The sequence below is a fragment of the Streptomyces bobili genome, assembly GCF_002154575.1.
Classification (GTDB): Bacteria; Actinomycetota; Actinomycetes; order Streptomycetales; family Streptomycetaceae; genus Streptomyces; species Streptomyces bobili.
This window is the reverse complement of record NZ_MUBA01000160.1, coordinates 1-11,994: the sequence shown is the minus strand read 5'-3', so window position 1 is coordinate 11,994 and position 11,994 is coordinate 1. Positions and strand designations below refer to the sequence as shown.

Here is an 11,994-nt window from a genome sequence, read left to right as displayed (position 1 = left end):
GGTCGACCAGGGCGCCCGACGAGCAGAACTTGCCGACGTTGTTGGTGGTGAACGACGAGATCACGTCGGGCGCCCTGGTCGACCTGAACCCCTTCTTCGAGAAGGCGGACATCGACCCGGAGACGACGTTCCCCAAGGCCATGAACCAGTACACCCAGTTCGAGGGCGACCGCTGCGCGGTCCCGCTGCTGGGTGACGCGTACGGCCTCTACTACAACAAGACGGCCTTCGAGAAGGCGGGGATCGGCGGGCCGCCGAAGACCTGGTCCGAGTTCGAGACCGTCGCGAAGAAGCTGACGGTCCCCGAGGGCGACAGCTACGAGCAGCTCGGGTTCATGCCGAACTACCACGGCTGGGAGTCCACGACCGAGCACTACCTCGGCCAGTTCTCGCCCACGTACTTCGACCAGGACGGCAGGTCCACCGTGGCCACCGACCCGGCCGTGGAGGCCGGGTTCGTCCTCCAGAAGAAGCTCGTCGACTCCCTGGGCGGCTACCGCAAACTGGAGAAGTACCGGGCCGGCCTCGGTGACGAGTGGGGTCCCAAGCACCCCTTCCACACCGGCCAGGTGGCCATGCAGCTCGACGGCGAGTGGCGGCTCGGGATGGCCCTGGAGACCAAGCCCGGCTTCGAGATCGGCGTCGCCCCGCTGCCCGTCCCCGACGACCAGCTGGACCAGTACGGCAAGGGCTACATCACCGGCACCATCGCCGGCATCGCCGCCACCAGCAAGAAGCAGAACGCGGCCTGGGAACTGGTGAAGTACATGACGACCGACACGGACGCGGTCGTGAACTTCTCCAACGCCATCCACAACGTGCCCTCGACGCTCGCCGCCCTCAAGTCGCCCAAGCTGACGTACGACCCGCGCTTCAAGACCTTCCTCGACATCGCCGCCAACCCGAACTCCACCACCTCCCCGGCCTCCGTCAACGGCGGCGTGTACCTCTCGACGCTCCAGCAGCTCGGCTTCGACTACGAGAGCGGCAAGCTGAAGGACCTGAAGGGCGGGCTGAGGAAGACGGCCGCGCAGATCGACACGGACATCGCGCAGGCGAAGTAGCCGTGAGCAACTCTGAGCCGAAGTCGAACACGCTGAGGTCGAAGCGCCGCCGGTCGGCGCTCCGCACAGCCGCCTTCCTGTCGCCGTGGCTGATCGGCTTCACGGTGTTCTTCGCCTACCCGCTGCTGTCCACCGTCTACTTCTCGTTCATGCACTACGACGGCTTCAAGCCGCCGACCTGGGCCGGGACGAGGAACTGGACCTACGTCTTCGAGCACTACCCGTACTTCTGGCCCGCCCTGCGCAACACTCTGTGGCTGGTCCTGGTGATGGTCACCCTCCGGGTCCTCTTCGGACTCGGCGTCGGCCTCCTCATCACCAGGATCAAGACCGGTACGGGCGTCTTCCGCACCCTCTTCTACCTGCCCTACCTCGCCCCGCCGGTCGCGGCGACCATGGCCTTCGCCTTCCTGCTCAACCCCGGCACCGGCCCGGTCAACTCGCTCCTGGAGGGCGTCGGCATCCCGGCACCCGGCTGGTTCAACGACCCCGCCTGGTCCAAGCCGGCCCTCACCCTGCTCGCCCTGTGGGGCGTCGGCGACCTGATGGTCATCTTCATGGCCGCGCTGCTCGACGTACCGAAGGAGCAGTACGAGGCGGCGGAGCTGGACGGCGCGTCGGCGTGGCAGCGGTTCCGGTTCGTGACGCTGCCGAACATCTCGCCGATCATCATGTTCGCCGTCGTCACCGGGGTCATCCAGACGATGCAGTACTACACGCAGCCGCTGGTCGCCGGGAAGGTCGCCTCGGGCGTGATCCAGGGCGCGGGCACGCTGTTCGAGCCCGGCTACCCGGACAGGTCGACGCTCACCCTCCCCCAGCTCGTCTACAACCTCGGCTTCCAGCGCTTCGACTACGGCTCGGCCTGCGTGGTCGCCCTGGTCCTCTTCGCCCTGTCGATGGCGTTCACCGCGTTGCTGATGCGGCGCCGGGGCGGGCTCATCCAGGCAGGTGACTGAACCCATGACCCACGTACTCGACAAACCGGCGGAGTCGCCGGCCACCGTCACCCCGACGGCACGCACCGCCCGCCGCCGCGCCCTGCTGGAGTGGATCGCCGTCCACTCCCTCGGCGTGGCCGCCGCCCTCTTCTTCACCCTCCCCTTCGTGTTCGTGCTCCTCACCTCCCTGATGAGCGACTCCCAGGCCCTCAGCCGGAACCTGATCCCCGACCCCTGGCAGTGGGACAACTACCGGCGCGTCCTCGACACCCCCGGCTTCCTCACCTGGTGGCGCAACACCCTGCTGTACGCCGGTCTCGGCACCGTCCTGACCGTCGTGTCCTCGCTCCCGGTGGCGTACGCGCTCGCCAAGTTCCGTTTCCGGGGCCGCAATCTGACGCTGATGCTCGTCATCTCGATGATGATGCTGCCGCCGCAGGTCGTCGTGATCCCGATGTACCTGTTCTGGGCCAAGCAGCTCGACCTGTCGGGCACGCTGTGGCCGCTGATCGTTCCCATGGCGTTCGGCGACGCCTTCTCCATCTTCCTGCTGCGGCAGTTCCTGACGACCATCCCGAACGAGTACGTCGACGCGGCCAAGGTCGACGGCTGCGGCGAACTGCGCACCCTGCTGCGGGTGGTGGTGCCGATGGCCAGGCCGGGCATCGCCGCCGTCGCCCTCTTCCAGTTCTTCTACGCCTGGAACGACTACTTCGGCCCCCAGATCTACGCCTCCGAGAACCCCGGTGCCTGGACACTGAGTTACGGCCTGGAGTCCTTCAAGGGAGCGCACCACACCGACTGGAATCTCACCATGGCCGCCACCCTGCTGGTCATGGCCCCCGTGATCCTCGTGTTCTTCTTCGCCCAGAAGGCGTTCGTCGAGGGCGTCACCCTGACCGGAGTGAAGGGTTAGCCCGGATATGAAACTGACCGTGGTCGGCGGAGGCTCGACCTACACGCCCGAACTGATCGACGGCTTCGCCCGTCTGCGGGACACCCTGCCGATCGAGGAACTGGTCCTCGTCGACCCGGCCGCCGACCGGCTCGAACTCGTCGGCGGACTCGCCCGGCGCATCTTCGCCCGGCAGGGCCACCCCGGCCGGATCGTCACCACCGCCGACCTCGACGCCGGAGTCGACGGAGCCGACGCCGTCCTGCTCCAGCTGCGCGTCGGCGGCCAGGCCGCCCGGCAGCAGGACGAGACCTGGCCCCTGGACTGCGGCTGCGTCGGCCAGGAGACCACCGGCGCCGGCGGCCTCGCCAAGGCGCTGCGCACCGTCCCCGTGGTCCTCGACATCGCCGACCGGGTCCGCCGCGCCAACCCGCGGGCCTGGATCATCGACTTCACCAACCCGGTCGGCATCGTCACCCGCGCCCTGCTCCAGGCCGGGCACAGGGCGGTCGGCCTGTGCAACGTGGCCATCGGCTTCCAGCGCAAGTTCGCCGGGCTGCTGGGCGTCACCCCGTCCGAGATCCACCTCGACCACGTGGGCCTCAACCACCTCACCTGGGAGACGGCGGTACGCCTCGGCGGCCCCGAGGGCGAGGACGTCCTGCCCGCGCTGCTCACCGGACACGGCGACGCCATCGCCGCCGACCTGCACCTGCCACGCCCCCTGCTGGAACGGCTGGGCGTCGTCCCGTCCTACTACCTGCGCTACTACTACGCCCACGACGAGGTCGTCCGCGAACAGCGCACCCAACCGTCCCGCGCGTCGGAAGTGGCCCGGATGGAACGCGAGTTGCTCCAGATGTACGGCGACCCGGCCCTGGACGAGAAACCGGCACTGCTGGCGAAGCGGGGCGGCGCCTACTACTCCGAGGCGGCCGTGGACCTCGCCGCCGCGCTGCTCACCGGCTCCGGCAGCCCCTACCAGGTGGTCAACACGTACAACAACGGCACGCTGCCCTTCCTGCCCGACGACGCGGTGATCGAGGTCCAGGCGGCGGTCGGCCCCAAGGGCCCCACCCCGCTGCCGGTGACACCGGTCGACCCGCTGTACGCAGGGCTGACGGCCAACGTCACCGCCTACGAGGACCTCGCCCTGGACGCGGCCCTGCGCGGTGGCCGCGACCGCGTCTTCCGGGCCCTCCTCGCCCATCCCCTGATCGGCCGGCACGCGTACGCCGACACGCTGACCGACAAACTCGTCGCACACAACCGGGAGCATCTCGCGTGGGCCTGACCGCACGTGTCCTCGCCATCGACGCGGGCAACAGCAAGACCGACGTCGCCGTCGTGGCGGCCGACGGGGAGGTCCTCGCCACGGCCCGCGGCGGCGGCTTCCGGCCGCCCGCGGTGGGCGTGGGCCCGGCCGTGGACGCCCTCGCGGACGCGGTCACGCGCGCGTACGCCGCCGCGGGTGTCACGTCCGTGACCCATGTCTCGGCGTGCCTCGCCAACGCCGACCTGCCCGTCGAGGAGGAGCAGCTGGCGGCGGCGCTGCACGCGCGCGGGTGGGGCGAGACCGTCGAGGTCCGCAACGACACCTTCGCGATCCTGCGGGCCGGCGTCGCCGAACCCCGGGGCGTGGCCGTCGTCTGCGGCGCCGGCATCAACTGCGTCGGCATGCGCCCCGACGGCCGCACCGCCCGCTTCCCCGCGCTCGGGCGGATCTCCGGCGACTGGGGCGGCGGCTGGGCCCTCGCGGAGGAGGCGATGTGGCACGCCGCCCGCGCCGAGGACGGCCGGGGTCCCGCCACCGCCCTGGCGCACACCCTCCCGGCCCACTTCGGCCTCGACACCGTGTACGCCCTCATCGAGTCCCTCCACCTGGAACGCCTCCCCGCGGCCCGGCGCCACGAGCTGACCCCGGTCCTCTTCGCGACGGCCTCCGGCGGTGACGCGGTGGCCCGCACCCTCGTCGACCGCCTGGCGGCGGAGGTCGTCGGTATGGCCACGGTCGCCCTGACCCGCCTCGACCTCCTGGAGGAGGAGACCCCGGTCCTCCTCGGCGGAGGAGTCCTGACAGCAGGCCACCCCCAACTCGACGAAACGATCACCGCCCTGCTGACAGCCGAGGCCCCGAAGGCAGTCCCGCAGGTGGTCCGCCAACCCCCGGTCCTGGGAGCAGCACTCCTGGGCCTGGACCGCGTGGGAGCAGGCCCGGAACCGCAAAACCGCGTCCGCTCCCACTTCAAGACGTGACCGGCGCAGGTGCGGGGCCACGCAATCGGGCGCTGCCGGGCCGCCGGCCGCGCCCACCCGCGGCCCGGCCGACCTGGCGCTGCCAACACCGTGACTGCACCCACCAAGGGGCGCGGGGAACTGCGCGACCAGCCACGACGCACCCGACCCACAACCCCACCCCGGTGGAACCGAACCCGCACTTTCCACGTGTTCCCCCGGAGGGCCTTGCTGCGATCTGATCAAGATCCAGCGAAGCCCGGTGCGCAGCACCGCCCCCACCGGCGATACTGACGCAGACAGTTGACCATGGGGGAGGTCAGACAAACGTGGCAAACCCGCCGACAACCATCACGGCGACACCGCCCGACCGCCGGACGGCATTCGCCGAGGGTGTCGATCAGTTGCGCTCCGCCGCGACCACCGAGCCGGGCAGGCTCCGTATCATCGGCGCCGTCCTCGCCCTCCTCGTCGTCGCGTTCGGTGCCGTCACGTCCTGGCAGATGAGCGACCGCACGGCCGCCGCCGACGACGTGCTGCACAAGAGCCAGCCGCTCAGTGCGGCCGCCGCCGACATCTACCGTTCGCTCGCGGACGCGAACACCGCCGCGTCGAGCGGCTTCCTGGCCGGCGGCCAGGAGACGGCCGAGTCCCGCAAGCGCTACGAGGACGACATCGACACGGCCGCCGCGAAGCTCATCACCGCGGCGAACAACTCCGACGCCGGCTCCCCCTCCACCGCGGCGATCACGAAGCTCAACAAGCTGCTCCCGGAGTACAAGGGCCTCGTCGAGCGCGCCCGTACCTACAACCGGCAGGGCTTCCCGGTCGGCGGCGCGTATCTGCGCTACGCCAACCAGAAGATGCAGGACGAGATGCTCCCGGCGGCGGAGGATCTCTACAAGAAGGAGAACCAGCGCCTCCAGGACGACTACGCGGCGGCCGAGCCGTACCCGTGGGCGGCGATCGCTCTCGGCGTCCTCGCGCTGGCCGCCCTGGGCTGGGCGCAGCACCGCAACTACCGGCGGACGAACCGGGTGCTGAACCACGGCATGGTCGCGGCCTCCGCGGCCTCCGCCGTCGTACTGCTGTGGCTGGTGGTCGGTCACAGTGTGGCCCGTGCGGGGCTGCACGACTCCTACGACCACGGTGTCCGTTCCCTCAACGTGCTGCACGACGCCCGTATCGCGTCGCTGAAGGCGCGCGGCAACGAGAACCTCACCCTGGTGGCGCGCGGCGCCGAGACGGTGAAGGTCGGCGAGACGACGATCGACGCGTACGACCACGACTTCACCGAGGAGATCGCCGTCCTGGGCAAGGGCCTCGCGGCGGCGGCGAAGCTCGCCGACGACCAGGCCGGCGAGAAGCCGGTCAGCACGGCGGAGAGCAACATGGCGGAGTGGAAGAAGCGCCACACCGCGGCCCGCGCCCAGGACGACAACGGCAACTACGAGCAGGCGCTGGCCCTGGTGATCGGCGCGAAGGGCGCGACGGCCCAGTGCTTCGACGGTGTCGACGCGAGCCTGGCGACCGCGCTCGACCACGAGCAGCACGAGTTCAAGCAGGCGGCCGGCGACGGCCTGGACGCGATGGGCGGGCTACCGCTGGGCGCGGCCGTCCTGGCGGTCCTGGCGGCGGCGGGCGCGGTCCTCGGCATCGGCCGCAGGCTGTCGGAGTACCGGTGAAAGGGGGCGTGACGATGCATGCTCGACGGATGCGGGGCTGGGGCGGGGTGGGTGCGATGGCGCTCGTCTGCGTCCTCGCGCTCTCGTTCATGCTGCTGCTGCCGTGGACCCAGTCGCGCGGCGACGGCAGCACCGGCACCGGTGGTCCGGGCGTCGCCGAGGGCACGCACGCGGTCGACGCGAGCTGCCAGTCCCCCGAGAAGCAGACGCTGTCGCCGTCGGCCGCGGACGGTCCGACGATCGCCGCGATCAAGGCCCGTACGGGTGAGAAGCGCAAGCTGATCGTCGGCGTCGACCAGAACAGCTACCGGTGGGGCTACCGCGACCCGAACAACACGGGCGCCGCGCTGGAGGGTTTCGACATCGACCTGGTGCGGCGGATCGCCGAGGTCATCCTGGGCGACCGCAACGCCGTCCAGTTCAAGGCCATTCCGACCAACCAGCGCGTGCCGGCCATCCAGGAGGGCCGGGTCGACATGGTGGTCCGCACGATGACGATCACCTGTGACCGGCTGAAGGACGTCGCGTTCTCCGCGCCGTACTTCAGGACGGGACAGCAGGTCCTCGCCCCCAAGTCGTCGACGATCACGGGCTACGACGGCACGCTGGCGAAGAAGAAGATCTGCACGGCGGCCGGTTCGACCGCCAACACGCAGCTGACCGGCGACCTGAAGGCCGGGAAGCTGCCCGCGTCCACCGACATCTCCACGACCGTCCCCAACCAGCTGGACTGCCTGGTGCGGTTGCAGCTCGGCGAGGTGGACGCCGTGGTGACCGACGGCGCCCTGGCGGCGAGTCAGGCCGCCCAGGACCCGACGGTGGAGCTGAAGGGCGCCGCGTTCACGGCCGAGTACTACGGCGTGGCGATGAAGAAGGACGCGGACGACCTGGTACGCCGGGTCAACCAGATCCTGGTGGAGTACCGGGCGAACGGCTGGCAGCGGTCGTACACCGACTGGCTGTCGGCGACACTGGGTTCGGACTCGGCGACGTCGATGCCGCCCGCGCCGCAGTACCTGCGCACGAGTTGACGGGACGGCCGGCGGACGGCGGACCGACCAGGAGACGGACACAGCGACGAGAGGTGATCGATGGGCGTCACGGGACCCCCCGGGCCGGTGATGGACCGGGACGAGGTCGACCGTGCGCTGGCGCGGCTCGGCGCGGAGCACGAGGCGATCGAGACCTCGCTCCTCGCCCTCCAGGACCACGCGGGCCGCAGACTCCTCGAAGGCGCCGGGCTGACCGGTGTCACCAAGGAGCGCTGGGCGTCCACCGAGGCGTCGATCACGCTGCTGTGGGCGTACTTCGACGCGTACAGCGACGCTCTGCGCTCGGCTCGGGACATCCGCTCGCGCCGCCGCTGGTCCAGCCGTGAGGACCTCGCCGAGCTGACGGAGCTGCTGCGCGGCGAGTCCGTCACGGTGGCCGGCTCGGCCACCGCCACGGCGAACGCGCCGACCCTGGCCGGCTCCGGCAAGCTCAGCGAGAGCTTCTCCCTGAGCACCCTCGTCGACCGGATGAACGACCTGTACGCGTCCTCGCTGGACCTGGTCGTCGCCGCCGACGCGGTGTGGTCCGCGCTGCCCGCCCGGATAGATCTACTGGCCGCGGAACTCCAGCGCACCCGGCAGCTCGCGCACTCCGTGGGCGTACGCCCCGGCGAGCACCCGGCGGGGGACGACCTGGAGCGCATCACCCACACCCTGACCTCGCTGCGCGAGCAGGTGATCTCCGACCCGTTGGCGTTCTGGGTGCCCGCGCAGGGCAGTTCGGCGCCCGGCGGCGGCCGTCCGGACACCACGGTGTACGACCGTGAGGCGCGCGCCCTGGAGGACGTACGCCGCGAGATCGACGCGGTGCTGACGGTCCGTCAGGACGCGGAGCAGCGGCTGATGCGGCTGCGGGACGTGCTCAGCCGCGCGGACCGGACCCTCGCCGAGGCGCGTACCGCGCGCGGCGAGGTGCTCGCGAAGATCGCCGCGACGGAGGTGCCGGTCGTCGGCGGCCCGCCGACCGTGCTCCAGGAGCAGGTGGCGGCGGCCTCCGAGTACCGCAGGCACGGCCAGTGGCACCGCCTGTCCCCGCTCCTGGAGTCCCTGGAGCGCAAGGCGGAGGACGAACTGCTGCGCGCCCGTGAGTCGTTGACCGCGGTCACCGCTCCGCTCGCGGTCCGCGCGGAGCTGCGCGGCCGGCTCGACGCGTACAAGGCGAAGGTCGCCCGGCACGGGCTCGCCGAGGACCCGTTCCTCATCGAGCGCTACGACGCGGCCCGGCGGATGCTGTGGAGCGCGCCCTGCGATCTGCGCGTCGCCGAACAGGCCGTCCTGCGCTACCAGCAGGCGGCTGCCGAACTGCTCGCCGCGCCGCGCGTGCCCGAGCAGGGCGGACCTCAGGACCACAGGGGGGAGCAGAGGCCATGAGTCAGGCAGGTCAGACGTGCCAGCGACCGGGCTGTGAGGGCTCGTACGAGGACGTGGGCGGCGGCGAGCTGTACTGCGACACCTGCGGTCTGGCGCCCGTCGTCGCATCGAAAGGGGAGGTCGGGTCGCCCCCGACCGGGGTGACCCGCGGCGGAAGGGGCTCGACCGGCAGCGGTTCCAGCTCCAGCGCGCGCAGCGCCCGCAGTTCGCGCACCTCCTCGCAGTCGTCGAAGTCGCGCCGCTCGGTGTCCGGGCGGCTCTCGCGGTCGCTGTCGGGCAAGTCCACCGGCCGTTCGGTGTCGGTGCGCAGCTCCGGATCCACGGCCGGTTCGTCCGGGCGGGCCCGCCTCGGGGTGGGCCTGGTGGCGGTGCCGCAGGTGCCGCGCCCCGACCCGCGCGCGATGGTCCTGGACAACCCGGAGGTGCCCGAGCGCAAGCGGTTCTGCTCGCGCTCCGACTGCGGGGCGCCGGTGGGCCGGGCGCGCGGCGAGCGGGAGGGCCGCACGGAGGGCTTCTGCACCAAGTGCGGGCACCCGTACTCCTTCGTCCCGAAGCTGAAGGCCGGCGATGTCGTGCACGGCCAGTACGAGGTCGTGGGCTGTCTGGCGCACGGCGGTCTCGGCTGGGTCTACCTCGCCGTCGACAAGGCCGTCTCCGACCGCTGGGTGGTCCTCAAGGGCCTGCTGGACACCGGCGACCAGGACGCGATGGAGGCGGCGATCTCCGAGCGGCGCTTCCTCGCCGAGATCGAGCACGCCAACATCGTGCGGATCTACAACTTCGTCGAGCACCTCGACCAGCGGACCGGTTCGCTGGACGGGTACATCGTCATGGAGTACGTCGGCGGCAAGTCCCTCAAGGAGATCGCCAACGACCGCCGCACTCCCGACGGCAAGCGCGACCCGCTGCCGGTGGAACAGGCCTGCGCGTTCGGCATCGAGGCCCTGGAGGCCCTCGGCCATCTGCACAGCCGCAACCTGCTGTACTGCGACTTCAAGGTCGACAACGCCATCCAGACCGAGGACCAGCTCAAGCTCATCGACATGGGCGCCGTGCGCAGGATGGACGACGACGAGTCGGCCATCTACGGCACGGTCGGCTACCAGGCCCCTGAGGTCGCCGACGTCGGCCCGTCGGTGGCGAGCGACCTCTACACGGTCGGCCGCACCCTCGCCGTGCTCACCTTCGACTTCCAGGGCTACACCACGGCCTACGCGGACTCCCTGCCCGACCCCGACTCCATCGCGGTCTTCCACCGCTACGAGTCCTTCTACCGGCTCCTGGTCCGCGCCACCGACCCCGACCCGGCGCGCCGGTTCGCCTCCGCGCAGGAGATGGCCGAGCAGCTGACGGGCGTGCTGCGCGAGGTCGTCTCGCTCCAGTCGGGCCGGCCCCGCCCCGCGCTGTCCACCCTGTTCGGGCCCGAGGTGAAGGTCACGGACACCGAGTTGTTCCCCAGGCTGGACGGGGAGGTGTCGCGGCTGGGATCACGGGTGACCGCCACGCGGCGCCGCCCGGGTACGACGGCCGCCGCGGGCGGGGACGGTCCGGCGGGGCTCGTGCCCTCGCCCCGCGTGCCTGGTGTCCTTCCGGCCGCCTCCGGCGCTGCCGCGGCCGGGCTGGTCAGGCTGGTCCCCGCGCCCGCCGCCGGGCTCGCGCTGCCGGTCCCGCACGTCGACCCCTCCGATCCCAACGCCGGTTTCCTGGCCGGTCTGCTGGCCTCCGCGCCCGCCGAGCTGATCACCGCCCTCGCGGCGGCGCCGGCCCCGTCCGTGGAGACGCGGCTGCGGCAGATCCGCGCCTGGCTGGAGAACGGCGACTCCGAGGCCGCCCTGATGTCCCTGGCCAAGCTGGAGGGCGAACGGCCCGACGACTGGCGGGTCGTCTGGTACCGGGGCGTGGCCTCGCTCGTCACCGGCGACCAGGAGGGCGCCGCCCTCGCCTTCGACGCGATCTACGACGCCTTCCCCGGCGAGCCCACGCCGAAGCTGGCGCTCGGCCTGTGCGCCGAGGTCCTCGGCCAGTTGGACAACGCCGCCGAGTACTACCGCCTGGTGTGGTCGACCGACCCGAGCTTCGTCAGCGCCGCGTTCGGCCTGGCGCGCGTCCAGCTCGCGTCCGGCGACCGCGGCAGCGCCGTACGGACGCTGGAGTCGGTGCCGGAGTCGTCCATCCACTACACCGCCGCCCGCGTCGCGGCCGTCCGCGCCCGGCTCCGGCAGCGGACGGCGACGGCCGCCGACGTACCCTTCCAGGAGGATCTGGCCGCCGCCGCGGCGCAGATCCAGGCGCTCGACGCCTACGGGCTGGATCCGACGCGCCGCGAGCAGCTGTCCGCCGAAGTCCTCGGCTGCGCGCTGGACTGGGTACTCTCCGGTGGCCGGGGCAGTACCGGCCCCGGCGCCCCGCGCGGGCTGCTCGGCAGCGAACTGGACGAGCGAGGGCTGCGCTTCGGACTGGAGCGTTCGTACCGCACGCTGGCCCGGCTGGCGACCGGTGCCGAGGAGAGGATCGACCTGGTGGAACGTGCCAATCGTTACCGCCCCCGGACGTGGGTGTAGTTGATGTCCCAGATCCCCAGGCAGGCCGCCCTGCCCACGTGCCCGAGCTGCACGGAGCCGCTCGACGCGGGTGACCGTTTCTGCGGCGCGTGCGGCTACGACCTGTCCGCCGTCCCTCCCCGCCCGGACGACACTCCGACGCTCACCATGAGCGGCGCGGAGGTGTCGGCCGCGCCGCTCATGGTGAGCG

11 protein-coding genes are annotated in these 11,994 nt (G+C 71.4%); 10 read left to right on the top strand and 1 reads right to left on the bottom strand.

Features of this window, described 5'->3' with window-relative positions; translation table 11 throughout:
• The 8 genes from BZL64_RS14055 to BZL64_RS14020 form a co-directional block, all read left to right on the top strand.
• A partial coding sequence (locus BZL64_RS14055; RefSeq protein ID WP_086769519.1) for an extracellular solute-binding protein occupies positions 1-1,064 on the top strand: 1,064 nt, incomplete at its 5' end.
• 2 nt (positions 1,065-1,066) lie between these two features.
• Positions 1,067-2,023 carry a carbohydrate ABC transporter permease gene (locus BZL64_RS14050; RefSeq protein ID WP_086769517.1) on the top strand — a complete coding sequence of 319 codons (957 nt, stop codon included), beginning with the start codon at positions 1,067-1,069 and terminating at the stop codon, positions 2,021-2,023.
• A gap of 4 nt (positions 2,024-2,027) precedes the next feature.
• Positions 2,028-2,921: a carbohydrate ABC transporter permease gene (locus BZL64_RS14045; protein ID WP_086769516.1), complete on the top strand. Its 894-nt coding sequence runs from the start codon at positions 2,028-2,030 to the stop codon at positions 2,919-2,921.
• Positions 2,922-2,928: 7 nt separating this feature from the next.
• The gene (locus BZL64_RS14040) at positions 2,929-4,194 is read left to right on the top strand and encodes a 6-phospho-beta-glucosidase (RefSeq protein WP_086769515.1); all 1,266 of its coding nucleotides are present in this window, start codon (positions 2,929-2,931) and stop codon (positions 4,192-4,194) included.
• Positions 4,185-5,156 (top strand): N-acetylglucosamine kinase, encoded by a 972-nt coding sequence (locus BZL64_RS14035; RefSeq protein ID WP_086769514.1) that lies wholly within the window; start codon positions 4,185-4,187, stop codon positions 5,154-5,156. Before BZL64_RS14040 ends, BZL64_RS14035 begins: the two co-directional genes overlap by 10 nt.
• Positions 5,157-5,464: 308 nt before the next feature.
• Complete coding sequence (locus tag BZL64_RS14030) at positions 5,465-6,820, top strand: hypothetical protein (RefSeq protein WP_086769513.1); 1,356 nt, start codon at positions 5,465-5,467, stop codon at positions 6,818-6,820.
• Positions 6,821-6,834: 14 nt separating this feature from the next.
• On the top strand, positions 6,835-7,851 hold the full coding sequence (locus tag BZL64_RS14025; RefSeq protein WP_086769518.1) for a glutamate ABC transporter substrate-binding protein: 1,017 nt from the start codon (positions 6,835-6,837) through the stop codon (positions 7,849-7,851).
• 60 nt (positions 7,852-7,911) lie between these two features.
• The gene (locus tag BZL64_RS14020; protein ID WP_086769512.1) at positions 7,912-9,243 is read left to right on the top strand and encodes a hypothetical protein; all 1,332 of its coding nucleotides are present in this window, start codon (positions 7,912-7,914) and stop codon (positions 9,241-9,243) included.
• A 10-nt stretch (positions 9,244-9,253) separates the two neighbouring features.
• Here the strand turns inward: BZL64_RS14020 and BZL64_RS42165 are convergent, their stop codons facing one another.
• Complete coding sequence (locus BZL64_RS42165; protein WP_425276042.1) at positions 9,254-9,565, bottom strand: hypothetical protein; 312 nt, start codon at positions 9,563-9,565, stop codon at positions 9,254-9,256.
• Here BZL64_RS42165 and BZL64_RS14015 point away from each other — a divergent pair.
• Both BZL64_RS14015 and BZL64_RS14010 read left to right on the top strand, forming a co-directional pair.
• Positions 9,546-11,804 carry a serine/threonine-protein kinase gene (locus tag BZL64_RS14015; protein WP_425276041.1) on the top strand — a complete coding sequence of 753 codons (2,259 nt, stop codon included), beginning with the start codon at positions 9,546-9,548 and terminating at the stop codon, positions 11,802-11,804. The genes BZL64_RS42165 and BZL64_RS14015 overlap by 20 nt on opposite strands.
• Positions 11,805-11,994, top strand: a 190-nt coding sequence (locus BZL64_RS14010) for a zinc ribbon domain-containing protein (RefSeq protein ID WP_143663124.1), incomplete at its 3' end; no start/stop codon positions are given.